Source organism: Rasiella sp. SM2506 (genome assembly GCF_050859505.1).
In the GTDB taxonomy this organism is placed as follows: domain Bacteria; phylum Bacteroidota; class Bacteroidia; order Flavobacteriales; family Flavobacteriaceae; genus Marinirhabdus.
The window spans coordinates 1343977-1369392 of sequence record NZ_CP193934.1 but is presented as its reverse complement, the minus strand read 5'-3'; the positions used below and the strand labels follow the sequence as shown (position 1 = coordinate 1369392).

The 25416-nt window shown below is 37.2% G+C and carries 21 protein-coding genes; 1 reads left to right on the top strand and 20 read right to left on the bottom strand.

The genetic code is table 11. The features are described from left to right. Positions 1-29: 29 nt before the first annotated feature. From ACQ2HF_RS06200 to cyoE, 13 genes are all read right to left on the bottom strand, one after another. Entirely contained in the window at positions 30-1475 is a 1446-nt protein-coding gene (locus tag ACQ2HF_RS06200; RefSeq protein WP_432412659.1) for a TolC family protein, read from the bottom strand. Positions 1476-1538: 63 nt separating this feature from the next. Further along, positions 1539-2702 carry an efflux RND transporter periplasmic adaptor subunit gene (locus ACQ2HF_RS06195; RefSeq protein WP_432412658.1) on the bottom strand — a complete coding sequence of 388 codons (1164 nt, stop codon included), beginning with the start codon at positions 2700-2702 and terminating at the stop codon, positions 1539-1541. Between the two features lie 31 nt (positions 2703-2733). Further along, complete coding sequence (locus ACQ2HF_RS06190; RefSeq protein ID WP_432412657.1) at positions 2734-3993, bottom strand: ABC transporter permease; 1260 nt, start codon at positions 3991-3993, stop codon at positions 2734-2736. 1 nt (position 3994) lies between these two features. Further along, the gene (locus tag ACQ2HF_RS06185; RefSeq protein ID WP_432412656.1) at positions 3995-5239 is read right to left on the bottom strand and encodes an ABC transporter permease; all 1245 of its coding nucleotides are present in this window, start codon (positions 5237-5239) and stop codon (positions 3995-3997) included. Further along, the gene (locus ACQ2HF_RS06180; protein ID WP_432412655.1) at positions 5232-5954 is read right to left on the bottom strand and encodes an ABC transporter ATP-binding protein; all 723 of its coding nucleotides are present in this window, start codon (positions 5952-5954) and stop codon (positions 5232-5234) included. Before ACQ2HF_RS06180 ends, ACQ2HF_RS06185 begins: the two co-directional genes overlap by 8 nt. 150 nt (positions 5955-6104) lie before the next feature. After that, positions 6105-6335 carry a hypothetical protein gene (locus ACQ2HF_RS06175; RefSeq protein ID WP_432412654.1) on the bottom strand — a complete coding sequence of 77 codons (231 nt, stop codon included), beginning with the start codon at positions 6333-6335 and terminating at the stop codon, positions 6105-6107. 4 nt (positions 6336-6339) lie between these two features. Beyond that, positions 6340-6858, bottom strand: a complete 519-nt coding sequence (locus tag ACQ2HF_RS06170) for a DUF420 domain-containing protein (protein WP_432412653.1) — start codon at positions 6856-6858, stop codon at positions 6340-6342. Next, positions 6858-7547, bottom strand: coding sequence for an SCO family protein (locus tag ACQ2HF_RS06165; RefSeq protein WP_432412652.1), 690 nt, complete (start codon positions 7545-7547; stop codon positions 6858-6860). Before ACQ2HF_RS06165 ends, ACQ2HF_RS06170 begins: the two co-directional genes overlap by 1 nt. A gap of 63 nt (positions 7548-7610) precedes the next feature. Then, entirely contained in the window at positions 7611-8297 is a 687-nt protein-coding gene (locus tag ACQ2HF_RS06160) for a hypothetical protein (RefSeq protein WP_432412651.1), read from the bottom strand. A 156-nt stretch (positions 8298-8453) separates the two neighbouring features. Then, complete coding sequence (locus tag ACQ2HF_RS06155) at positions 8454-8837, bottom strand: cytochrome C oxidase subunit IV family protein (RefSeq protein WP_432412650.1); 384 nt, start codon at positions 8835-8837, stop codon at positions 8454-8456. A gap of 20 nt (positions 8838-8857) precedes the next feature. After that, complete coding sequence (locus ACQ2HF_RS06150) at positions 8858-9838, bottom strand: cytochrome c oxidase subunit 3 (protein ID WP_432412649.1); 981 nt, start codon at positions 9836-9838, stop codon at positions 8858-8860. A gap of 138 nt (positions 9839-9976) precedes the next feature. Next, positions 9977-10561, bottom strand: coding sequence for a cytochrome c oxidase subunit 3 (locus ACQ2HF_RS06145; RefSeq protein ID WP_432412648.1), 585 nt, complete (start codon positions 10559-10561; stop codon positions 9977-9979). A gap of 96 nt (positions 10562-10657) precedes the next feature. Then, positions 10658-11551: a heme o synthase gene (gene cyoE, locus ACQ2HF_RS06140; protein WP_432413058.1), complete on the bottom strand. Its 894-nt coding sequence runs from the start codon at positions 11549-11551 to the stop codon at positions 10658-10660. A gap of 127 nt (positions 11552-11678) precedes the next feature. On the opposite strand from cyoE, the gene ACQ2HF_RS06135 reads away from it, so the two are divergent. Then, positions 11679-12833 (top strand): MBL fold metallo-hydrolase, encoded by a 1155-nt coding sequence (locus ACQ2HF_RS06135; RefSeq protein WP_432412647.1) that lies wholly within the window; start codon positions 11679-11681, stop codon positions 12831-12833. A 5-nt stretch (positions 12834-12838) separates the two neighbouring features. On the opposite strand, the gene ACQ2HF_RS06130 is transcribed toward ACQ2HF_RS06135, so the two are convergent. The 7 genes from ACQ2HF_RS06130 to ruvA all read right to left on the bottom strand — a co-directional run bounded on the left by ACQ2HF_RS06130 (position 12839) and on the right by ruvA (position 25410). Continuing rightward, positions 12839-14938, bottom strand: a complete 2100-nt coding sequence (locus ACQ2HF_RS06130; protein ID WP_432412646.1) for a gliding motility protein RemB — start codon at positions 14936-14938, stop codon at positions 12839-12841. An 87-nt stretch (positions 14939-15025) separates the two neighbouring features. After that, positions 15026-15826 (bottom strand): energy transducer TonB, encoded by an 801-nt coding sequence (locus ACQ2HF_RS06125; RefSeq protein WP_432412645.1) that lies wholly within the window; start codon positions 15824-15826, stop codon positions 15026-15028. A gap of 101 nt (positions 15827-15927) precedes the next feature. Beyond that, entirely contained in the window at positions 15928-16650 is a 723-nt protein-coding gene (locus ACQ2HF_RS06120) for an energy transducer TonB (RefSeq protein ID WP_432412644.1), read from the bottom strand. A gap of 60 nt (positions 16651-16710) precedes the next feature. Then, complete coding sequence (locus tag ACQ2HF_RS06115; RefSeq protein ID WP_432412643.1) at positions 16711-17007, bottom strand: VanZ family protein; 297 nt, start codon at positions 17005-17007, stop codon at positions 16711-16713. Positions 17008-17077: 70 nt separating this feature from the next. Further along, a complete protein-coding gene (gene gcvH / locus ACQ2HF_RS06110; protein WP_432412642.1) occupies positions 17078-17458 on the bottom strand; it encodes a glycine cleavage system protein GcvH in 381 nt (126 codons plus the stop codon). A 38-nt stretch (positions 17459-17496) separates the two neighbouring features. Then, complete coding sequence (gene sprA, locus ACQ2HF_RS06105) at positions 17497-24825, bottom strand: cell surface protein SprA (protein ID WP_432412641.1); 7329 nt, start codon at positions 24823-24825, stop codon at positions 17497-17499. A 3-nt stretch (positions 24826-24828) separates the two neighbouring features. Beyond that, the gene (ruvA, locus tag ACQ2HF_RS06100) at positions 24829-25410 is read right to left on the bottom strand and encodes a Holliday junction branch migration protein RuvA (RefSeq protein WP_432412640.1); all 582 of its coding nucleotides are present in this window, start codon (positions 25408-25410) and stop codon (positions 24829-24831) included. Positions 25411-25416 lie beyond the last annotated feature (6 nt).

Genomic DNA, 25416 nt, shown 5'->3' with positions numbered 1-25416 from the left:
TTAATAGTACGTAATGGGCATTTCATTGTTTAAAACTTAAGTTCGGTAGGCTCTATACCAAAGTATAATTCTAATACTTTCAGTTTGAAAATATAGTCGTACTTGGCTTGGTTTAGTGCAATCGTAGTATTATCGAAACGCACTTTGCTTTGGCTAAAATCGAAGGCATTGGTTAGTCCAACGTCATATCTATCCTTTGCATATTGATAGGCCAGTTCTTGACTTTCTAATGCTTTTTCGGCAGCTTCATAGGCTTTTAATGAGCCTTTTGCATCTACATACGCCTGATAAACATTACTTTCTAAATCTAGTTTTGCTTGCTCTAACTGATATTTGGTTCGCTCTACATTTACTTTGTTCCGCATCACATTACTTTTAACCGAAAATCCATTAAAGATTGGAATGTTAAGTTGTAATCCATACGAAACACCATCGTTAAGGTAAATCTGTTCAGAAAATGGAGCTGCCCCCACTATGCGTGTAGTTGTATTAGGAAATTCGCCAACAACCACTTGTCCTGTCTCCTGCACTACTCCTATAGGCTGCGTGGACACAGGATTGTCTGGATCTACAAATTGGTCAAAAGAAGTGGCATCTGTATATCTGGTATTATAGCCAAAAAATGCTGAAAGCGTTGGCATATAATCTGCTTTTGCAATTTGAAGGTCTTTTTCTGCCAGTGCTACACTTTGCTCGGCAATTTTCACTTCGCTTCTATTTTCCTCAGCAGATGAGATAATTTCTGAAACTGGTTTTTCTGAAATTTCATTCAACACAATATCATATCCTTCATCTACAATGTCGAAGGTTTGATAATCTTCTACCAATAATAACTGCGCAAGACTAATACGGGAAATAGTTACTGCATTTTCCAACGTAGCAATATTCTGAAGCTCACTAGCATTCGTAGCTTCAATTTCCAATAAATCGCCACGAGGCAAGGTACCAGCATCTACCAATGCATTGGTTCTTTCAATCTGTTCTAGAGTCACTAAGTTTTGTGAGTTCGCAGAGGCTAGGTTGGCTTTATTATTTAAAATGGTTAAATACGCATTGGCTACAAACAGTGCAATATCGTCCTTCATTTTATCCAGACGGTACTCTGCTGAAAGCTTCGAAAGTTTTGCTCGTTGTATTTGCCTTACATTTCGCAACCCATCAAACAAGGTGTATCCTACATTTATATTACCAGTAGCAGATAAAAAGGTGGTGGTTTGTGCGTTGTTTGTTACAGGGTTAAAACTCAATCCGGTATTTTCCGAAACACTAGCACCAGCATTTAAACTTGGCAGGAAGTTACCTATAGCTGAAAGTTTATCGGCTTCGGTTATTTTTAAGTCCAACTCACTTTGCTTAATGGAAATATTATTTTCCAGCGCGTACTGCACACATTCCTTAAGAGTCCATTTTTTATCCTGCGCTTGGATTGTAATTCCCAAAAGCAGTAGTGTTATTAAAAAAAGAAATTTTTTCATGATTGATTGTAGTTGAAGTATATGTCTTTTGATTTTTAAAAGTGTTACAGGAATGAGCAGAAATTATCTGCCATCGAATGCTGGAGGTGCTTTTAATTGGTTCCAAACCTTGATCTTATCCTCTTTAGTAATGCCGCTTTTAACCTCTACATTTAACCCGTCGCTTACGCCTAGTTCCACATCTTTTCTTATAAATTCCTGATCACCAACGGCAACTTCTACAAAAGGTTTTTGAGTTTCGGGGTCGTATTGTACTAAAGCTTCTTTAATACCCAGTACATTTTCGGCTTTTGCCAGAATAATTGATGCATTAGCGCTTAATCCAGCACGTATAAACGTAGTAGTATCTTGCTTCTTTAAAGTTCCCTTGATAGAAAACTGGATGGCACCATTTTCACTCACTCCCTTTGGAGCAATATAATCCAGAATAGCATCAAACTTTTTATTCTCTATAGCTCCTACCGTAATCTCCAGTGGAAGATTCTCGGTAATTTTTCCTACTTCACTCTCGTCTACTTTTCCTTCAAAAATCATTTTATCTACATCTGCGAGTGTTGCTATAGTAGTACCATCGTTAAAGTTATTAGATTCAATTACCTGATTTCCGGTTTTTACAGGCACATCTAGTACCATTCCGGAAACAGTTGCTCTAATTTCGGTATTTGCCGAAGCTCCCAAACCGCTTGTAGTTCCTGTTTTTACAATATCGAAGTTTTGTCTTGCACCTGTTAAGGTAACTTTTTCCTGGTTGTAACGTTGTTGCGATTGATTGTAGGCTAATTCTGCATTATCAAACTCATTGGCAGAAATCACACCTTTTTCAAACAACTCTTTTTGCCGCTGGTAAATATTTTTCTGACTTTCTAATGCCAAACGTGCTGTTTCAACTTGAGTATTGGCACTATTAATATTGTTTTTTGCGCTGGTTAATGAGGATACATTAGGCACTACTTTTACCTTGGCAATAAGAGCTCCTCTTTCGATCACGTCCCCTGCTTCCACAAAGATTTCGTCAATAATTCCTGAAATGTTCGGTTTAATGAGCACTTCTTCCTTTGGCACAATACTTCCCGTAGCTACCGTTTTCTTTACAATGGTTTGTATAGAGGCCTGCTCTGTTTCATACACAACAGGATCTTTACTGTCTAAGCTGAACACATACCATAAGCCTAAAATAAAGCCTAGGAAAACTAAAACAAGTACGGTGATGATAAATCCTTTTTTCATAATAATTAGTTGTATCTACTATTTCTGTTAGTTAATCTGTACGCAATGCGTCTACTGGTTTTATTTTTGTGGCTCTAACGGCTGGAAAGAGTCCTGCTAAAATTCCTGAAATAATCAAAATAATTAATGCCGTTATGATAACCGCAATATTTACGGAAGGGTTCGCAAAATTATCTACCGGACCGCTTTGCTCTAAAGCATAGTTCATAATCCAAATTAATCCTGCTCCTCCTGCTACGCCAGCCATACCACTCATAAGCGTTATAATAAGTGACTCTTGAATAATCTGCCAACGCACTTGCCAGGGTGTTGCCCCAAGGGCTCTTCTCACTCCAATTTCGTTCGTTCTTTCTTTTACTGAAATAAGAAGAATATTTATAACGCCAATCATTCCGGAAGCCAGGATGAGTCCGCCCACAAAAAAGCCTACGAATTTCAAAATGTCGAACAATCCTGTAATTCTTCCGAAGGCTTCCGCGCGATCAAAATTACCAATAGCACGATCATCTTCTGGATGAATAGTACGTTGTTCCCGCATAATCTCAAGAATTCTTGGTTTTAAGGAAGTGATACTGTATTCATCAAACGCTGTAATAGCCATCCAACCTACTTCATCTCCACGATTAAACACCTGATTAAAAGTTGTAAAAGGCACATAAATAGTATTGGCTAGCTCTTCGCTATCTCCATTATTGCTAGGGGCATTAAAAGTCCCAATAATCATAAAATTAACACCGTTAATTTTAATGTACTCTCCAATTGGGTTCTCTCCAATATTAAAAAGACTTGTAACAACTCCATCACCAATAACGACCCCTTTTCGTTTCTCGTTAATATCTGAATAACTTATAAAACGCCCCTTTGTAATATCCATGGGTTGCTGTTTAATAAATTCTGGGTAGTCACCACTAACAGTAAAAGCGCCCGTTTTTTCATTTCTAGTAACGTTGTTAGCACCATTATACCCTCCCAGTTGGCCACGAGGAGAGACATATTTTAATTGTGGCAATTTTTCCTTCAGTACTGCTACATCTTGCATTTTGAATTGTACCCGTCTTCCTTTGGGTAATCCCTTGTAAGGTTTTGAAGTACCTTGCCCCCACATAAAAATAGAGTTGGTTGCAAAATCACCAAAATCCTTGCTTACACCATTTCTAAGTCCCGTGGTCAAAGCCAGTAGCACCACCAAGATAAAGATCCCCCAAAAAACACCAAAAGCCGTCAAAAGCGTTCTAAATGGATTGGCACTTAGCGCTTCTAAAATTTCGTTCCAACGATCTTTGTTTAACATATTATTCGTCTCTTAAAGCGTCTATAGGTTTAATGTGAGCCGCTCTTCTGGCTGGAATATACCCTGCGACAGCACCGGCTATAATTAAAATAATGACCGTAATTAACGCGGTATTAAAATCTACTTGCGGCGATTTTATAAAATCATTATCTACCAAGGGGCTTACTAGTTGCAATAATGCTACTCCAGCAAAAAGACCAATAAAACCTGCCACAGCCGTAATAAAAATTGCTTCCTGTAAAATAAGAGCAATGATGGAGCCTGGCAGTGCCCCAATAGCTTTTCGGATTCCAATTTCTTTGGTACGTTCTTTTACAATAATGAGCATAATATTACTCACCCCAACCACTCCAGCTATAATGGTAAAAATCCCGATAAACCAAAACACATTTCTAATTACAGCAATTAAGCTATAAATTTTCTTAGCTTCTTCTAAAGTATTGTTTACGTTTACAGCACTGCGGTCATCCGGAGCCACCGTATGCCTCGCTTTAATATCTTGTTCAATATTTTCTGAAATTGCGATAGATTGAGCAACAGCTTCGTCAAAATTTTCGGCCATTTTTACGGTATACGCCAACGAGCGAACTCTATCACCCGCACCAAAAGCAATTTGTGCCGCTGGTAGTGGAACAAACACTCTACCTTCTTCACGTTCGCCACCTGGATCTGTATAGACTCCAACTACTTTAAAATTAACTCCAAAAATTGAAATGATTTCTCCAATAGGGTCTTTGCCTTTAAATAAGTCTTTCTGAATAATATACCCAATCACAGCAATTTTTCTGGACTCATCCATATCGTCCTGGCTTATAAATCTGCCAGAGGTCATACTGGCATTTTCTATAAGTTGCTGGTCTGGGTTGGCCCCTTCTAGTCTATAGTTACCCGTTTCGCCTTTGTAAGTTACTTGGCTACCCCACATATTAAAGATGGCCGTTTTGTATTCTAAATTGTCTTCGTATTTGTTGTTAATGGCTTCAAAGTCACTAGTACGCATCTGGATGAATCGTCCTGGATTTAAACCTTTGTAGCTTTTTGTAGTCATTCGGGTCCATACTGAAATACGATTGGTAGCATCCTGCTCGAACTGCGTTTTTACCCCTTTTTGAATTCCGCTGCTAAAGCCCAATAAAATTACCAATATAAAAATACCCGATGCCACAGAAAGCCCCGTTAAAAAAGTGCGGAGTTTATTTTTCCCAATGGTTTCGAATATTTCTTGCCAGCGTTCTAAATCAAACATTTTCGTAGGCTTTTTGGCGTGCTTCCGTGGCGCGTATCTGAGTTACTGTACTATCGTCTATAATAAGACCATCTTTTAGATTCACAATACGCTTGGTCATATGCGCAATATCATCTTCGTGGGTAACTACCAAAATAGTTTTTCCTTCGTCATTGATGTTTTGGATAAGTTCCATTACTTCATAAGAGGTCTTGGTGTCTAGTGCTCCCGTTGGCTCATCTGCCAATAACACTTTTGGGTCGCTGGCCAGGGCGCGTGCAATAGCTACACGTTGTTTTTGTCCTCCAGAAAGTTCGTTGGGAAGGTGTGTAGCCCAATCTGCCAAACCTACCTTTTCTAAATAATGATGCGCACGCTGGATACGTTCATTTCGCTTCATACCTTGATAATATAAAGGTAGGGCAACATTGTCTAAAGCTGTTTTGTAGTTTATAAGGTTGAAAGATTGAAAAATAAAACCAAGAAATTGATTTCGGTATTTGGCGGCAATTTTTTCGTTCAGTTTATTAATGGGTTTTCCATCCAGATGATAGGTACCTTCATCTGCTTCATCCAACATACCTAGAATATTGAGTAATGTAGATTTACCTGAACCCGAAGAGCCCATAATAGAAACCATCTCACCTTCAGCAACGTCAAAATTAATCCCTTTTAAAACGTGAAGCGAATTACTCCCCATTTTATAAGATTTATGTAAATCTTTGATTGTTATCATCTTTCTTAAAATATAAAAACAAAATAACCACCTTTAGGGTAGTATTTTGTGAAATTCTTGTTAAGACTTTTGGGGGGTTTGGTGGTTAAGTCTCGCTTACATAAGACTTAACATAGATTAAATTGTTACATATACTTTGTGAAGATTTTGTTAATTATCCTCCAACTTAGCTTTTTGAAATAATTTATAGATGGCAAATCCAATCCCGCCTATAAGCAAATACGGGAAAATCATTAAATAAACAATACCGTTATTAATCCCTTTTGCCGCGGCACCACTTTCTTCACTTTCCAGAACAGCACGACACATAGCGCATTGAGCCTCGGCCGGGAGAACCGTGAAGAGCAGAAGAAGTATTGCTATGCTATAGGTTTTTTTCATGTACTTAATAATAGGGAGAAATCATTATATATACTATTACTCCGGTAACTGCCACATACAACCATAACGGAAATGTAATACGTGCTATTTTTTTATGCTGTGGAAAATTACCCGAAATAGCGCGTACATATGTTATGAGTACAAAAGGAATAATAATAATTGACAATAAGATATGACTGATTAATATAAAGAAATATACATACCGTATCGCACCTTCGCCTCCGTATGAAGTCGAATCTGACGTCATATGATAGGTAACATACATTAGCAAAAACAAAACGGAAAGCACGATACACGTTTTCATCAATCGTTCGTGAATGTCTCGTTTTCCCTGTTTAATCATGAGCACCGAAATAACCAGTAAAAAAGCGGTTAATGCATTAATACTTGCATAAATAGGTGGTAAAAACCCCATACGTTCTACACCAGGAATACGTATCGTAAATAATACCGCTACAGCAACGGGAATCACAATAGATAAAACCCAAATCCAAACTGTATATTTTTTTGTGGTTTCGCTCATTACAGTAATTTTTTTATGTCTTTAATCAGCATTTGCACCCCTTCGTCTTTTAAACCATCGTAATACACAATAGGATTGCCATGTTCGTCAATTCTTGAACGTATGTTTCCATTTTGATCTATTAATGCAAAAAATCCAGAATGCTGAAAGTCATCCTCTTCATCCATTCCTTCGGCTGCATACAAGTTAAAACCTTCGTTTGAAAGTTTAAAGATTTCCTCTTTATCACCAGTTAAAAAATTCCAGCTAGGGTGATCAATTTCATAAGATTCGGCATATGCTTTTAATATCTCGGGCGTGTCATACGTTGGATCTATACTAAAAGAAGCAATCCCCACCATAGCACCATCTGGATACGCTTTGGCTACTTTTTTCATATTCTGGTTCATGATAGGACATATATCTTGACAGGTGCTGAAGAAAAATTCTACAACATACACCTTGTTCATATAATCTGCATTTGTAATAGTATCGGCATCCTGATTTATAAAGCGGAAGGCCGGCACTTGTTTATTCCCAACAAAAGCTAGCGTATCGTTTTTTTGTGCGCTAGTATGTTCCAAGTTATGACGGTCAGTATCTACAATATCATTATTGCTAATTCTATTGATGATTTTGGGAATAAAAATTATTCCAAACACCAGTATTACTAATGAAATACCTATATATGCATTTTTGTTTTTTTTCATTTCGCTTTTCCCCTCTCGGTCTCCCCGGAGGGGAGATGATTCTTTACAATCTATTAATAGTTATTAAATCTCTCTTTCTGTTTTATACTTTTTCAGTGCCAGGCGGTATTCTGCTAACACCACTTTTAAATCGTCACTCATTTTGTTATTAATTTCGGCATAATTGGAGGCATCGTAACCATACAACATTCCATAATCCTCATCATCTGTCCTACCACGTAAATTTCTATCCTTATCTACAACAAATACTATATTGGTGCTGAAATTTTCATCTAGAGCCCCCTTAGTTTGTAAAGAATAGAATAAAGCCTCGATAGTTTCTGGGCTACCCACTGCAAATTTCCAGTTTTTTGGGTCTTCAATTTCTGAAAGTTCCTCCTTAAGGTCTTTTGCTTGTTCAATTTGATCCTCAGTTATAAGGGTTACAAACTGAAATTCTTCAAATTGATAATTTTTCTTATAGATTTTATGTGCCAGGTTAAAGGCATTAGCTTTTCTGTTTTCGATATTCGTTCCGAAGAAAAGTAATACAGAAATTTTATCTCCCATGGCAATTTCCTTTCCTTCCAAATTTACAAATCCTGAAAGCTCCTCCACATTTTCACTTACCACGGGCAGCTTCACAAAATTATTCACTCCCATGGCAAAAAAAAGATATATTGAAATAGGAAGTAAAAAAAGGATACTAAGAATAACATACTTCTTAGCAGCAAGAGAACTAACATTACCAGAAACTTGAGACTTCTTCATATAACAATTGAAAATTGGTGTTTTTATAGGAATAAAACGGCTCTTTTAAAACACACTGCAAAAATACGGCGCAGAGAGTGTTTGACCAACTTTTGGGCATAAAAAAACCCAACACTGTAATACAGGTCGGGTTTGTTATTTTATAGTTGAAAGCGCTTAAAAATCGAATTTAATAAAGTTGTTTTTATACACCTCATAAATATAGTCTCCTTCAATTAATAAGATTAAAATTAAGTAACATATTAAAAATACGGCAGTCCATACTACGGCACGGCGTAACCCACTTTTTTCGTCACGCATGTGCATAAAGTCCCACGTAATATAATATGCTTTTACCAGGGTAAGGATGATAAAAATCCAATTAAGAAGTTTTACTGCCAGGAATTTAGTTTCCGTTAAAACTTCTGGTTTAATAATACCAAAGGCTACTTCAATAATTGTGATAACAGACAAGAATACAAACACGCCCCAAATCTTGGTGATGTTGCTCTTGAACTTAAGCGTTCCTCTAAAAATTGCTAATTTATGTTCGTGTGCCATTTTTCAGTCTAATTCTATTATTATACAAGGTAAAAGAAGGTGAATACGAATACCCATACTAAATCTACAAAGTGCCAATACAGTCCTACTTTTTCTACCATCTCATAACTCCCTCTTCGCTCATACGTACCAATCACTACATTAAAAAATACGATACAATTGATAAGGACTCCCGTCAATACGTGAAATCCGTGAAATCCTGTGATGAAGAAAAAGAAATCTGCAAACAAGGGATGACCGTATTCGTTGTGTCTTAGGTTGGCCCCTTCTACAACTAGCTTACCATCATTCATGATTTTAGCCACAGATTCTTCTCTAGTTAAAACAGTTGGGTGTCCGTTTTCATCATAATACTGGGTTCTCACCAATAAATTTTCGTTTGCCAAGAAACCTGCCTTTACTTCTTCGTAAGAATATGTGGTTACCGTTGGTTCAGCTTCATACCAAATTCCATTCTGTTCCACATGAATATCTCTGGTTGTTGGAAGTTTCTCCGTAAAGTCTGCAATAGCAACACGCTTTCCGTCAGCATCTAAAAACTGAAGGATTTTTCCACCTTTAGTTTCCACTGCACCATAGTCTCCTTTTATAAAAGTTGCCCATTCCCAAGCTTGTGAACCTACGAAAATAGCACCTCCAATAATGGTAAAAAACATATACCAAATTACTTTCCTTTGTTGCATCTTATGCCCTGCATCTACGGCAAGCACCATAGTTACAGAAGAGAAAATAAGTATAAAGGTCATAAACGCTACGTAGTACATTGGCGCAGGCACCCCATGTAAAAAGGGTACGTGCGTAAATACTTCGTCGGCAATGGGCCAAGCGTCTACAAATTTAAATCTTGAAAAACCGTACGCGGCAATAAATCCTGAAAAGGTAAGGGCATCTGAAACGATGAAAAACCACATCATTAACTTACCGTAGCTAGCGTTGAGCGGTCTGTTACCTCCGCCCCAAGTTTTCCCCTCGGTTCCTGTTTTTGCAACAGTCGTGTCCATAGAAAGTAGTTGGTGTTAAATTGGTGTCAAAAATACGATTAATATTTATTTCTCAAAACATCCTGTCTCAATTTATACTCATCCTAAAAAAGCTTTCACGTATTTACTTTGACTAGCACTTATTTTACTGAAAATCAGTTACGCAATGTAAAAGAATAGCAAAAGATAAATCCACAAAATGTCTACAAAATGCCAAAATGTTGTTGCAAGCTCCACACCTAATGTCTTCCCGTTGGCATATTTTTTTCTAGAGTGATTAAAAATCACCACCAAAAGACACACCAATCCAGCGACTACATGCACTAAGTGAACCACAGCAATTAAAAATATAAATGTATAGGTAATATTACTTGTAGGACCTGTTGGATTGTACCCAAAAAGCCCAATAATTTCTTGAAAACCCTCTATTTGAAACCAAATAAACGCGAGTCCCAATGCGAATGTTGTTAGCAATAAAATCATTCCAGTTTTATGCTCTTCTTTCTGAATGCTCTTTTTTGCAAAATGCAACGTAAGACTACTTACAAGGATAATAATAAGACTTGTAATAAATGCCGTAGGAATTTGCAAATTTTCCACCCAGTCTGGTCGCTCCTTACTTACAACGTAGGCACTGGTCCATCCAGCAAAACTCATAGAAAGACTAATAATACCAAACCATAGCATCATTTTTTTTGCTCGGCGTAGTTTAAATTCTTCAGTTCCTTTTGTATAATCTGCCATCTTCTTTTTTGTCTTTTTATGGAAAAAATATCTTCGTTCTACTAGGATGCTTTTTCTGAATTTTTTATCAAAAACCTTTTATTACAAAACAGATTTTTATCTTATAAATTTATCTGCCACATAAATTACTTGCAGCAATGTTATGTAACTCACGCTCACGAGCATCAATTGTTTTGCGGCTTTATCGGTTTGTTGTTTGTATAGTCTTACAGAATAGTAAATCAACCAAACTCCAATACCACCAATTAAAACTGCCGAAAAAGGCGTTAAATACAATTTTCCTGTCACACCAACAGCTGGAATTAATGATGCCAATACTGTCCAAATACTATATAAAATTACTTGTATCGCAGTTCCTTTGTCGCGCCTGCCATTGGGCAACATAAAGAACCCTCCTTTTTTATAATCGTCATACAGAAACCAACCAATAGCCCAAAAGTGGGGGAATTGCCAAAAAAACTGGATCATAAATAAGGTTCCTGGCTCTATTCCAAAATCATTTGTAGCGGCTACCCATCCTAACATAAATGGAATTGCTCCAGGAAATGCTCCCACAAATACAGAGAGTGGCGTACGTGTTTTTAACGGTGTATATAAACTTACATACAAAAATATGGAGATAGCTCCAAACATTGCCGTTTGCGGGTTAATGATATAGAGTACAAAAATACCTACTAGCGTGAGTATACTAGCAAGAATAAAAGCAGGCGTTACGCCTAAACGTCCAGCTGGAATAGGCCTATTTTTAGTCCTATCCATTTTGGCATCTAAATCCCGTTCAATTATTTGGTTAAAGACATTACTGGCACCAACCATACAATAGCCTCCAACACAAAGCAACAAAAGAACATAAAAGTCCAAAGATTCTGCTCCAAGTAGATATCCCGCCACAGAGGAAAATACGACACTAACAGAAAGTCGCATTTTGGTAATTTCAGTAAAATTCCTGAAAATTGAAACTGGCAAAGATGTAGACTGTGATACCGCCAAGATGTATTGATTTTTAGAGCGGTGCAAAGATAGGGGAAGCACCTATTTTTTACAATATAAAAACACAATACTTATATGGTCAAAAGGTTTTTTTTATTACTTTGAGCCTTCATTCAAACAAATAGACATGACCAAAGCAATTATTTTATCTCTATTCATATTATTTACAGGCTTTATAGTTACTGCACAAAATAAAGATGAAATAGATGAAAAAAATCAAAGTAGTCTGAAAAAAGACCAAGTTGATAAAAATGACGACAACTATAAGTACAAACCTTCCAGCATAGATGTTACAGAAAATATTTTTATGCTGAAGGGCATGGGAGGAAACATAGCCGTGCAAAACGGAATTGATGGTGCTTTAATGATAGACACCCAATTTGAAAATGCTTCAGAGTTTATTCAGACCATCATTCAGAGAAAAACCGAAAAACAAGTAGAGTTTATCGTAAATACACACTTACACGGTGACCATGTAGGTGGAAACAAAAATTTTAGCAGAAAAGGAGCCACTGTGATTGCACATAAAAATGTTCGGGATAACATTACAAATAATCTTAATAAGAACTCCAGAGAAGACATACTAAAAAGTTTAACCGCTGAAATTGAGGAAGCTGAAAAAAAAGGAAATGTAGATGGAAAAGTCAAGGAGATGAAAAAGAATATAGAAAAAAGGGTTGAACAAATAGCCGAGGATACACAGGCAGATATTGACTACGAAGCCTTACCCGCCATATCTTTTGAAAATGACTTATTATTTCATTATAACGATGAGGACATCCAACTTATACACCTACCAAATGCTCACACCAATAGCGATATTATTGTTAATTTCCGCAAAAGCAATGTGTTGCACACAGGAGATGCGTTTGTAAATGGAATGTATCCTTACTTAGACACAAAAAATGGCGGAAGTTATAACGGATATATAGAAGGCCTCAAAAAGATAGAGCGCTTGTGCAATAAAGACACAAAAATTATTCCTGGCCACGGAGAACTCGCTTCTTTTACAGATGTGAAAGAAATGGCTACAATGCTAGAACTTTACTATTCGCGAATTAAAACAGCTTTCTTGCAAAATAAAACTGAAGACCAAGTTGCTGCCATGCGTGATTTTACAAAATTCTACGACAACAAAGCCTACGGAGAAGGTTTTATAACTACTGAAAAATTCTTACGAACCCTTTATGGTGAAGTAGAAAAAAATGAAGGAGTTTATAAACGACGAAATGAGGCTAAACAGAAAAAATACGAAGAGTCTCAAAAAGAAAACAAAAACTAATCTTTCTAGAAATCGTAATACCAATTGAACAAATCGGTTCTAATACCAAAATTCACCCAAGTGGTTTGATTTTCAAATACAGTAGCCGTATTTTCTAGAGGTTTAAAATCTCTAAAAATTACACTTCCGTATATCTTTAGGTTTGTTGCCGGATTAATTAAATAGCCCGCTTGTAGCTCTGTATGGAAGAAATCTGTAGTATTTCCTTGCCCAATTTCTACACCAGTATTAAAAGGCCGGTTTTCCTCATCTCCATAGATACTCCCCCCATAATAATCGACACCATCCCCTGGGGGTTCAAATTCTAACCCGCGCTTTGCAAGTATTACTTTTGCATCACCAAACCAGCGACCTTTTTGGTACCTAGCAATCGCAATAAATTCTGAAATGTTAGCACCCAAAGTATGAGCTAATGATTGATTGTTATGCCCGTAGTTAAGCACAACGGTATTATGAGAATAGGTATATGGACGAATGCGATTATATTCGGCTTGCAGGTACAATCCGTCTACACTAAAGGCATCATAATACTTGGCACCTATTTGATATCCTAATTTATTTTTCCAGCTTTTTTCTCCTCCAAAAACATCTCCTGAAGAAAATTCGTCAATAATAACTTGAGAATAAACATTTACCCGATCTGTAAATTTATACTTGGCAGTTAAGCCTATAAGCGCATTACCCGTTCGCGATCCTGTAGAAAACTCTATCGCACGATAAAAAATTACAGGATTTATATAGTTTAGATCAAAACCACGATCATTTCTATTATCCCAAATTACACTCTCAAACAAACCAATGTTTAAGCGTTTTGTAACATTATAACTTAAGTAATGGTTTGCGACAAACTTAGTTCTGAAAGTACGATCCTCGGTTGCTTCCGGCCGCACATCCCGAAGGCTCATCCATGTATTTGTGTATTTGAGCTTCCAGATATTTGTGTTTATTTTAAAAAATGGATACGGTGTTGCGTTATCACTTAACAATAACGATCTATACCCATCCCCCAAAAATATTTTGCCGTGCCCTAACTGAAAATTAAACCACTTACTAGGCGTATACGATATATGTCCAGTGGCTACAGGATAATCATACGAATCTTCCTTAAACCTTTTTGCAATGCCACGTCCAGGAATAATTGCTGGGTTTCCACCATCTGGTTTATTGGCTTCTGCAAACCTATTGTAGTAGTCTGCAAATCTTCCTTGACTTTCATACACTACGGCAAAAAAGTTGAATTCTTTCCCTATCCCTCCTTGTGCATACACCAAACGTGTGTTGTTGTAGGTGTCGATATCTGCATCTGTATCTTTTCCTACTTGAAGGTCTACTCCAGGATCTAAGGTGAACCAAAAATCTTTTGTTTTTACCTGCACCATGTGTTCGTTCCAAAGCTTCCGGCCAAACCAAGAGCTTTTATTTTTCAATAATTTGGCATTTTCAGCTTCAAAATTGTAATATTTATTAACTTCAGAATAAATATAAGGTTTCTGAGCCGTATGATTGTTTTGCCCCACCCTGTTCAAAGCAGGGTCAAAAAGGCTATACGTATGGTGAGATAAAGGGATATTTATATTGCTTACATATTCTTCATTAGCATATGTGAATTTTTCTATGTCTTCATATTCATTTTTTAACGTTACTATTTTTTCATCTGAAGTAGTTTTTTCAACATCTTTAGCAGCAACGACACCTATGCCAGGTGCTTTTAAGGGTATCGCTATGGGCAACGTGAACTGAACATAGGTTGGCTTTCCATTATAAGTGGCCGGGGTTATTTTTGGAAGATTTTCAAAAACGCGTTGGGCTTCTGCTTTCAGTTCTTTATAAATAGCATCTGTATATAATAACTTAAAAGATCCTTCTTTATCCACTTCAAAAAAAATAGTCATGGAACCAGAATAATTTTCTTCGGAAACTACCTGTGGCACTTTAAAATTTTCGAATAGATATTGTTGAAAGGTTGTGTTAAAACAGTTTTCTAGTGCTCCTATTTCCACTGTGGCACATTCCGGAAAGACAGGATATTTTTCGAAACTATTGGATTGCTGGGCATGTATGTTTATATAAGCGAACACAACCAGAAGGAAAGCAACGTTCTTCATTAGGCAACGGTTTAATTAGGCCGAAAGATACGCTTTTTTGAAATGTCCAAAAAAAAGGAAACCCGCCTTTAAAAGGCGGGATCTTTATTAATTACGTACTTGAAAATGTATAGGAACCGCATAGGTAACATTTACCGGAGTATCCCCCTGACGACCAGGTTGCATTAAAGGGAGTTTTGCTATTACCCTTTTTGCTTCGGCTTCCAGGTTTTTATCTTTTGCTCTTGCCTGAATTTCAACAATAGTCCCGTTGGAATCTATTGTAAAAAAAGCTCGTATAGTTTGCACACTCCCTGGCTCAAAATAATCGAAATTTTCAGTTTTAAAACGTTTCCCTATAAAAGCTTTAATCTTTGAAGACATACAATCTATCTTTGCCTCGTTGCCAATAACTCCTTCACATCCAGGAAATACAGGAACGTGTTCTACGCCTAAGATGGTGGTGGTTGCAGGAGGCACTTTATCTGTAGCCACATCTGTAACAGGAGGAACTACCACTGGAGTTTCAGTGTCTGCTATTTTCGCCTCAATAGTTACTATAGTATTTTCTACAGCCACAAATGTTTGTGAAGCAATAGTGGGTACTACTTTTTTAATTTCTCGTGAAACTTCTTTTTTAGGCTGCTCCTTTGGAGTTTCTACAATATCTTTTAGTACAGTATACGTAATTACTGGGATGGTTTCCCAAAGTACGTCATCGTGAGTTACGGCAACATTTGGCGCCGTTCCAATTTCTAGCTCCATAACAAAAAAAGCAGCTAAAAGACTCACAATAAGACCTACCTGAAAGAAGATGCTAGAGTTCCAGCTAATGTTGATTTGCTTTTTTACAGCTCTTTTACTTGGTACTTTTGTAGTGGCACCACACACATTACTTGAGCGTTTCATACTAGTATATTTAGAAGTTATAATAGGTATAAAACAACTGTTATGCCAAAAAAAATCCCACTTCAAAAGAAGTGGGATTTACTATTGTATATAGGTACTATTTAATTTTCTACCTGGAACAAAATAGGGAGTGCATAGATTACACCTACTGCCTTACCTCGTTGCATTCCTGGAGTCATTTTGGGTAGTGACTGCACTACATTTATAGCTTCAGCTTCTAGCTTGGGGTGTGGTGCTCTTGCACGAACGTCTACTACGTTTCCTTTGTTATCAATCTTAAACTGAACAGAAATACGCTGTCTACCATCAAGTCCTAAATCGCTCGCTAAATCTGTATCAAATTTTTTCTGAACAAATTTTTGAATTTTTTCAGACATACATTTTTTCTTTGCTTCATTGTTTCCAGCGTTCTCACAACCTGGATACACGGGTACATTTTCAATTATAGCAAAAGGTACATCTTCAATTACTTCATCAACTATTTCTTCAATTTCTTCAATTTCTGCAATCACTTCTTTTTGATCAACCTCCGTAGACTTAAGAATTACTTCTTCTACCTCTACATCATCCTCGACCACTTCAATAATTTCTGGAGCTGGTGGTGGCGGTGGTGGTGGTGGTGGTGGGGTTAATTGTTGTGTAATTGGAATATCCTCTTCTAATTGGTCACCAAGATTTAACTGGTCTGAAGCCAGGCCACTGTTATCGTAAGTTTTCCATTCTATTGCTTGCCAAGCTACAAAAAGCATAAATGCAAGACCAAATAACAAGAAGATCGAGCTCCATTGTGTCATGTCTGCTTTTGGGTTTTTCTTTTGTTCCATAATCGAAGTGTTTAATTGTTGCTAATTTAAAGAAATAATCCTGTACTTTAAAAGGAAATATCAATTTTGATTTTCAAAATTAGTGGCGACCTTGTAAAACACAATGGCTCCCAATAGGATACCTACTCCATTTGCAACCAAATCTAAAACATCGGAATGTCTTAAAGGTACAAATTTCTCTTGCAAAGCTTCAACTATTATGCCATAAAGCAAACAAGAAATAGCCACTAAAGCAAAAGTTCTAGTGACTATTGTATTATTTTGTTTTCTGAAAAAATAAAGCGACCAAATAAAAAATAACCCTGCATGAATACTTACGTGCACAAACTTATCTATTGGAAGCTCTGTGGAAGGCATATTGCCTCCCGGGAGCAAAAATGCAACACTTATAAATAGTGTATAGCACAGTGCTAATAGTAGCAGCGTTTTAGGCGCCAATAACTTCTTTATAGGCCGCATCGGTTAAAAGGTCTGCTATTTCATCGGGATTAGAAATCTTAATCTTTACCATCCATCCTTCGCCATATGGGTCTGAATTTACTTTTTCTGGCTCCGACTCCAAAGAGTCATTAAAAGCTACTATTTCTCCGGAAAGTGGTAGAAAAAGATCTGAAACTGTCTTTACAGCTTCTACGGTTCCAAAAACCTCATCTTTATCCAGGGTGTCATTTAGCGTTTCTACTTCTACATACACGATATCGCCCAGTTCTCCTTGTGCAAAATCTGTAATACCCACTGTGGCCACGTCGCCATCTATGCTAATCCATTCGTGGTCTTTTGTATATTTTAGGTTGGAAGGTACATTCATAATAATTTAAAATTTTTACTTCTTGTTGTTATTGTTGGTTAATTTCCGAAGTTATATCGCAGCGTAAACCCAGAACGGATTGTTGTTTGTGGGAATGCTGTAGAAATAGCATATTCTGAAAAAGAATAATCGAAATAAAATAAAGCGGTTAAATTTTTACTCAACGCATAATCTGTCAAGAAATTTAAACCATAAATAGTTTGTCCGGAAGTTGTCTGGTTATTGTTAATATCTAGATATCTAATAATTGTTTTATTATCTCTTCTAGATACATCTACCTTAAAGTTAAGGTCGCTCTTCAAAATTGTCTTTTTACCTCCAAAATTCGATGCAATACGCAAATCTTTTATACGATATCCTAATCCAAGAATAATTTCGTTCCCTTGAATTTCGGTTAAAAGATTATTGGCGAAACTTAATGATAAAGCTCTGTCTTTTCTATATTCTGCCAGTATTTTTACAGAATTTTTCATTTCAAAATCCACACGGATAAGGGGTGAAAATTGTTCGGTAAGGTTAACGTTTGTCAACAATACTCTACTCTTAAAATCTCCAGCTTGATCTGTTGCTGTTGGGTTATTGCTATCGAAATCCAGGTTGGTTTGAAACTGATTTACCGTATAACTAGCCCTGTATCCATGTTGTAAAGAGAAACGCTTAAATCGTTGCTTAAACCAGGCAAGATTCATTAAACCTGTATACTTAATATCCCAGTTTGGAAGTGGTATATCTCTTAAGATTCCTGTTTTTTCTTTAGAAGCATCACTTCCTCTATATGCCGAAATAAACGACGGCAATAGAACTTCCTGACTGTTAGGTCCAAATCCAACTGGATATCCAGTTTCGTCATCTACTGGGAAACTTGAGGTGCCATAAAATTCTGTCGCTAATCTTCTCGCTACAATCAAGCGGTTGGATCTGAAATCGTTAAACGCCGCCGATGTATTTTCATCACTCTGGCTAAATGCCGTTTGAATAAGGAGTGTGGAAATATTAAAGTTTCCGAAAGTATTAGGTGTTAATGACCTATAAATATCGTTTTCAATAATATAATTTTCGGCATAGCTTTCAGAATAAATTCTGCTACCGTTAATGTCTATTTTGAGATCTTCAAGTGGTTCTAAATTTATTTGAGCATCCAACTGGCGACTTTCCACCTCTGTGTATTGTTCATTAAATTCTGGATATAATGTTAACCAGCCCATTCTTGCAGCTCTTTCTCTAATCTCGGCCTGGCTACCAAATGTAAATCCAGCCGACGGTTTTAGAGTTCCAATAAAACCAATAGATGGTGTGTATCCTGGTAAAAATATACCTTGATTTTCTTGGTAGTTTAATGCAATTTTCTTGATGCTGGTCGCTAGGCCTATAAGTGTATTTGCAGCTTTCTCTCCAACACCCAGAGAACTACTTCCGGCAGCACCCGCTCCGGCACCACCCGCTCCAGTATTGCCTGCACCACTAAGTTTTGAAGTACCGCCCTTTGCTGTAGCATTTTCTTCTAGACCTTTTTCACTATTATCTCCTTTTCCTTTTGCGGCACCCCCTTTGTCTAAACGTCCACCATTATCTCCTGAACCACCACCAGAGCCACCACCAGCGTTATTAGTGCCTCTAGATTTTTTAATTTTTGTAAGACCTACATAGCGATAAAAAGCATTCATATCCAAAGAAGAATTAATCCTATGCGTTTGCGCATTCTGAATGGAATTTCCTAAATTGAAGGTTTCTACAGTCCCATTAGACAATGGTATTTCTATATTGTTAAAAAGATCACTACCGTCTTGCCATTGGAAATCTCCTGTATAAGAATACGTAGCCCGGATAAATTTCAAGAAAGGAAATTTATCAAATGGTAAATCGTAATTTACTTGTAGCGATTGAAAGTGCTGATTAGGATCTCCAATATCGAAGAAACCATCCCAAACACCTATTGTATTGTCTGCAAAACCTACGTCGTCAATATAATTAGTGACTATCCTGTTATTGGATGTTGTAAAATTAGCGCGTAACGACTTAGTTAGATTATAATTAATGGTATACTGCCAGTCGAATAAGAAGTTACGCTGATACAGTGTTGGTAAACCAATATTGCCAGGTATAAGATTTAATTCTCTAAACTTTTGCTCATTGTATTGTCTCGTAATATTAGAGCTTACCGCCAAACTGGTAGGCAAGTAATTTACATTGAAATCTTTAAGAAACTGCCAATATTTTCCTGTAAATAATGAATCGTTTTTCTTAAAAGGCTCGTATGCTTTTTGATTGAAAGAATAATTATAGGTTCCTCCTAAACGTACGTTTTGTTCCAAGGCATCTTCAATTTCAAAATCATGATGATCTTCTTGGTTATACGTAACTGAAAAAGTTAAGTTTTCTACATCCCAAGGCTTAGGTTTTTTATCCCCAGTTCTATCCTTTCGCACACCAATAAAATTAACACTTTGGCGCTTAGTGTAATCTACAGATTGTTCCTTAATTTGGTCTTTCTCTGCTTGATCCTCGGTATTATCTAATCGTGCATCCAGTTCAATATCCTGAAATTCCGGATCGTATTGTGGGGTAATTAATTCTTCAGACCTTCCGTAGTTAAAAGGTAATTGTACTCCCCAATCTTTCGGCAACATTTGCCCCAGATTTATGTTTGTAACTACATCGTACTGTTGTAAATCTTCACGACTTCTTTGGTTAGGTCCTTGTTCAATAGATCCAAAACCAACCGTACTTCTTCTACCCGTAGCGCTCACGGTTGCGAAATCTGCTAGGTTAGCATCCATACTCGCCACTGCAGCCCATCCACCTTGATTTTTCAATTCTGAAAGACGTAACTCGTTAAACCAGGCTTCTCCACATATTTCCTGTCCAGAATTATTACGTAATCCTAACATAATAATACGCACGTTTCCAAAACTTGGATTCCCTTTTATACCTAATAATAATTCATTCTCCGAACCAATGGTACTTTCATCAAGCTCAGACTGTGAAATAAAGGTAGTTTCGGTTGGGTCTATAGTAGGGTCTCCCAAGACACGTGTCTTTAAATCCTGCAGCAATCGCAAAGGAAGTCGCAAACGGTTTTCTATAGGCCACACTTGTTCCGCAGAAGAGGAACCAAATGAGGTAGGATTCAACGGAATTTGAATTTCATAAAAGTTCTGTGTTAAATCGTTTCCTAAACGTATAAAAGCAGTCATGTCACCGTCTGAAAGAAGTGTTTGATTCTCCAGTGATTCTGCGTGAATAAACATCTCCAGATTTTCATATTGACGCATGTCTACATTAAAATTCTTGTACACACCACGACCATCATTATTTTCTAAACCACAAACCCGCAAGGCTATTGATTGTTCGTTTTGACGAATTAAGTTGTTGTTGTTGTTTAGTTCTTCACGGAAAACTCCTGGAGGTAATACATAAGGAATTGGTGTTCTTTGGTCATTTTCTTCAATATTCACTGCTTCATTTTCAAAAACAGTATCGTCCAGATCCGGATCTTCGTTAGTAATATCTAATGTTTCCGTAAACCTTCTATAATCTCCTCTAACCAATTCTAAGGTTCCAAGACGCAATACCGTGTTCTGATTAAACTGAGACATATACATACGCATAAAACGTATAGATCTAAAGTCTGAAATACCATTTACCGCTTCATCTGGCTGGCTAATTGGCACTTTAAACTGTACCCAACGCACTGGAATAACGTTGTTGTCCTGAGTAGTTACTTCTATCTCGCGAACATCTGTAATAAAATCTTGCTCACCTCCGTTAAGACTGGTGTTATTTTCTACACTCATTCCACGATAAATAGGAACACGGTATTCATAATAACTATCTACCGTGTTCATGGTATTATCACGGTTTATGTCCTCTACATCTGGTTGTGCTGTGCTTCCTCTGTTGGTGTCTGTTACGTTTTCTGGGGAGTTACCTTCTGTACCATTATATTGTAAATACCGACTTAAGATATCGCCTTGAGCTTGTAAGAAATACTCGTAATTATCACCCGCTGGATCTGGCAATCCTGAAAAGGATGGAAACATAGCTCCTTCAGTGGCATCCGAAATACCATCCAGTCCAATATCTTGATTTACTCGTTCCTGTCCTTGTGTATCAAAAGTATATACTAACGATTGATTTGTAGGCACTTTACCCCAAGCGGTTGGCGTGGTGTTAAGAGTTCCCCCGTCTTGAGGCAGTCCGTTTTCATATTGTTTTCTACCATCCTTCAAGATATCTTCAGAGATATTACCTAAGTTAAAGGTCAAGAAACCATCATCATTAATAGCATCATCGTGTACGTATGGATCCATGACCCAAAATTGAATAAATTCTACGTTGGAGCGCTCAAAATCTGTAGTGGTAAGTTGTCTCGTGATACCTGCCCATCTTGATTCTGGGTTAGGTAATGTGTTTCCTCCTGCAGCTTCGGGGTTAAAGTTGTATTGCCCACGTTGGCTAGGATAATATGCCATATCCAAAGAGAATAACGCTTGGGTTTGACCCTGAATTAAGTCTTGATTCGGGAAAATTTCATCTCTAAATACACGACGTGTAAAAGGTGAAGAAAGATCTTCATCGTTAATGCCGTCTGGTCGTTGACTGCTATAAAAAATAGGGTCAATAGTATACCAGGCAAGTTTTGCACGGTTATAGTTGTACTGAAGATTTCCATTACCAAACTCTCCTCCAAAACCTACAGGAGTACTTCCTAAAAACCAAGTAAGCGGTGAGCTTACATCAATACCAGTTTGAGAAGCTTCAAAATCGTCTATATAAGAGGTCGCTTTACCATCAAAATCTGAAACTTTAGGGGCTCCAGGTAATAGATAGGCAAATTCCCCACGAAGTGATATATTGGAAGCTACATCTGTATCAATATTTGGTAAATTATTCACCAAACGCGTTAAGAAAGGTACTTCGGTAGAGTAATTTGCATTTATACCGAAGATACTATTATTGATGGGTTCTGCATTAAAAGAAGATTTTTGCGTTAACGGCTTTTCACTCAAATTTAAATAGGTAGCTCCAATCTGAAACTTGTCATTAAACTTATGCTCTACGTTCAAACCAGTAAATCGCTTTGTTTGCTGACCGAAAAGTGTATTATTCTCCGTAGTAATATTAATTGGAGTGTTAGAATTTTGAAGTGAAGGATCTATAATTTGCACACGTCCCAATTGATAATTCACCGTGTAATCTACTCCTTCTACCAAGGTTCTTCCTCCAGCAGTTACGGTTACCGAACCTTGTGGAATATTAAAGGCACCAATAGGAATACCATCTGCGCCCGTAGATTTATATGTACCCTTTAATTGAAATTTATTTTTATCACTATCCTGTTGTTCCGCTTGTGTCTTGGTAGTGGTATACAAGCTTCGGAAAACGTATTGGTTTTGATTCGCGTTATAGGTTATATCATTATTATAATCACCAGGACCCTGATTGTCATTGTCTAGTTTATCGAACAAATATTCTCCAAAAGGTTCAACGGTGGTAAAGATAATTTGCCCATTTTGAGTATCTACCGTAATCCCAGGAAGGAAATCGAAAAATCCATCTCCCCCTTGTTGTGGATCGCCATTAAAATTTAACCTATCCAGGTTAAAAACACGCAATAACACATTGTCTTCAACATCTTCTGGAAGCGCAGTGGCTGGGAATTCTGGTGTTCCGGGCGCCGCAGTAATATAGTTGAGCGGCGAAGGATCTGTATATAAAATGTTTAATCTAAAGTCTTCTTGTTCTAGCTGAAAAGCACCTAATGCATAGATGTTTTTCATCATTAAATCCCAAATTGGTTCCTGTACATTCGTAATATTACTCTTAAGAAGTTTTACCACTAAGTTCTGTGGCAATCCTTGTGGATCTTCGCTTGGATCTGGATCTGGGTTGTTAGGGTCAAAAGGCGTTGTTTCCCCAGTAGCACTTACCCCGTCGTTTGAGAATTCTCCAACTTGAAAAACGCGCCCATTTACGGTAAACTGAAACGATACAGCTAATACCTCATCATTACTTAAACGTTGGTTTAACGAAATATATCCTAATTGTGTGTTCAATTTATATTCGTTAGGGTTTAACCTTCTTGCATTTTCCAGCGTTACATAATCTACACCATCACTTACACGCACACCGCCAAATCCCTGACCAACAGTTGCCACATCTCGTATGGCATTATTTAAGATACTAGGAACTGAAGGATCGTCTATTCCAAAAGGGTTAAAATCGTTATTGCTGTTATCTGGAAAAGAATTTTTCGGCTTGTTAATAAAACCTCCTGGCACAAAGGGCAAGCCAATATTTGTAGGATCTGCCTCTCCTATATCTTGTAATGCAACAATATTCCTAACATTTTGCGTATTTGCTGCGCGGTTGGTAATCCATACTTCAGATCTTGTAATCTGTACGTTTGAATTTATAAAAGGGTATTGGCTTAAAATTCTATCGTAATTATCTCTAAAATAATGTGATAAGAAAAAGTGACGGTTTTCATCGTAATCCAGTGCAAATAATTCAAAATCTGTAATAGTGGCTCCTCCTTCTGCAGTTACGCTTCTGGTTTCAGATTTCTGTTCAGAAAACACCCCTGTAATAGTTGTTTTTCCAAATTGTAATTGTGCTTTTACCCCAAACAAGCTTTGAGCTCCTTGGATTAAGGTACTATTAAGAGGCATACTTACGTTACCTACTTCAATTTTTTGAATAATATCGTCCTCGGTAGGAGTATACTCTAGTTTTATCTGGTTCTGAAAATCGAACGTTGATTGTGTATCGTAATTGGCGGTTACCTGAAGCCGTTCTCCCACTTTACCCAACAAACTTAAACTAATACGTTGGTCAAAATCGAAAGAAAGATTGCTACGGTTTCGTGGCGAAAACGATGGGTTGTCTTGTTTGGTGTATAAAAGCCCTAAATCCATCTCCACGGTTCCCTGTGGGATCACTTCAATTGTATTGCCTCCAAAAATGCTTTCAAAAAAGTTGGAATTCACATAAAAGGTAGGTAACAAGTTTTTCTGAAGTTCTTCAGAACCTTCTTTTCTTCCATCGGCAGCATCAATTTTATCTTTGAAATACTGCTTCATTTGCTCTTTCAGGATTAAATCCTGGTATTCTTCCGGCGTAAGGATAAGCGGATAAGAAATGTTGAAATTACCTAAGGTTCTCGTATAAATATACCTTTCCGTAACGGCATCGTAGGTGTATAAATCTTGAATACTTGGCGGATTAGGAAGATCCATTCTTCCCATTTCCGAACCAGTTGCGGTGGAATCCTGAGCCGTTGCTGTTTGAGTTCCTCCAAATAAAACTCCTAAAACCAAGAAAAGCCCGAAAAGAACTTTTGTGTAATCGTAATTTTTTGCGCCCAAAGTCTACAAATTTTTTAAAGCTAATTTTATTATCGTTTCTACACTTGCCCCAGGGTCTTGCTGTACAATTTTATCACAAACCTTTTCAGCTTGTTTTCTAGCAAAACCTAACGTCTCCAATGCAGATAACGCTTCATTTTTATTAGTATTGCTTGTTGTTCCAGAAATAGTAGACAAGCCATATACTTTTAATATTTTATCTTTCAAATCTAAGATGACTCGTTGTGCTGTTTTAACCCCAATTCCTTTTACAGACTGAATGGTTGCTATTCCTTCGTTCACGATAGCATCTTTAACCTGGTCTGGCGATAATGAAGAAAGCATGGTTCTAGCCGTACTTGCACCTACACCCGAAACCGAGATTAATAATTTGAAAATTTCTCGTTCCTCTATTCCCGCAAAACCAAACAAGGTGTGCGAATCTTCTTTAACCAGCAAATACGTGAATAATTTTACATTTTCGGTCGTGGGGAGTTGCGAAAATGTGTGTAATGAAATATGGACTAAATAGCCTATGCCATTACAATCTATGACTACATCGGTTGGATTTTTCTGTACAAGCCTTCCCTGTAAATAGGTAATCATAATGTT

Excerpts from the sequence above, each read along its gene's own strand:
- ACQ2HF_RS06200 (WP_432412659.1), bottom strand. The coding sequence starts at position 1,475 with ATGAAAAAATTTCTTTTTTTAATAACACTACTGCTTTTGGGAATTACA.
- ACQ2HF_RS06195 (WP_432412658.1), bottom strand. The coding sequence starts at position 2,702 with ATGAAAAAAGGATTTATCATCACCGTACTTGTTTTAGTTTTCCTAGGC.
- ACQ2HF_RS06190 (WP_432412657.1), bottom strand. The coding sequence starts at position 3,993 with ATGTTAAACAAAGATCGTTGGAACGAAATTTTAGAAGCGCTAAGTGCC.
- ACQ2HF_RS06185 (WP_432412656.1), bottom strand. The coding sequence starts at position 5,239 with ATGTTTGATTTAGAACGCTGGCAAGAAATATTCGAAACCATTGGGAAA.
- ACQ2HF_RS06180 (WP_432412655.1), bottom strand. The coding sequence starts at position 5,954 with ATGATAACAATCAAAGATTTACATAAATCTTATAAAATGGGGAGTAAT.
- ACQ2HF_RS06175 (WP_432412654.1), bottom strand. The coding sequence starts at position 6,335 with ATGAAAAAAACCTATAGCATAGCAATACTTCTTCTGCTCTTCACGGTT.
- ACQ2HF_RS06170 (WP_432412653.1), bottom strand. The coding sequence starts at position 6,858 with ATGAGCGAAACCACAAAAAAATATACAGTTTGGATTTGGGTTTTATCT.
- ACQ2HF_RS06165 (WP_432412652.1), bottom strand. The coding sequence starts at position 7,547 with ATGAAAAAAAACAAAAATGCATATATAGGTATTTCATTAGTAATACTG.
- ACQ2HF_RS06160 (WP_432412651.1), bottom strand. The coding sequence starts at position 8,297 with ATGAAGAAGTCTCAAGTTTCTGGTAATGTTAGTTCTCTTGCTGCTAAG.
- ACQ2HF_RS06155 (WP_432412650.1), bottom strand. The coding sequence starts at position 8,837 with ATGGCACACGAACATAAATTAGCAATTTTTAGAGGAACGCTTAAGTTC.
- ACQ2HF_RS06150 (WP_432412649.1), bottom strand. The coding sequence starts at position 9,838 with ATGGACACGACTGTTGCAAAAACAGGAACCGAGGGGAAAACTTGGGGC.
- ACQ2HF_RS06145 (WP_432412648.1), bottom strand. The coding sequence starts at position 10,561 with ATGGCAGATTATACAAAAGGAACTGAAGAATTTAAACTACGCCGAGCA.
- ACQ2HF_RS06135 (WP_432412647.1), top strand. The coding sequence starts at position 11,679 with ATGACCAAAGCAATTATTTTATCTCTATTCATATTATTTACAGGCTTT.
- ACQ2HF_RS06130 (WP_432412646.1), bottom strand. The coding sequence starts at position 14,938 with ATGAAGAACGTTGCTTTCCTTCTGGTTGTGTTCGCTTATATAAACATA.
- ACQ2HF_RS06125 (WP_432412645.1), bottom strand. The coding sequence starts at position 15,826 with ATGAAACGCTCAAGTAATGTGTGTGGTGCCACTACAAAAGTACCAAGT.
- ACQ2HF_RS06120 (WP_432412644.1), bottom strand. The coding sequence starts at position 16,650 with ATGGAACAAAAGAAAAACCCAAAAGCAGACATGACACAATGGAGCTCG.
- ACQ2HF_RS06115 (WP_432412643.1), bottom strand. The coding sequence starts at position 17,007 with ATGCCTTCCACAGAGCTTCCAATAGATAAGTTTGTGCACGTAAGTATT.
- gcvH (WP_432412642.1), bottom strand. The coding sequence starts at position 17,458 with ATGAATGTACCTTCCAACCTAAAATATACAAAAGACCACGAATGGATT.
- ruvA (WP_432412640.1), bottom strand. The coding sequence starts at position 25,410 with ATGATTACCTATTTACAGGGAAGGCTTGTACAGAAAAATCCAACCGAT.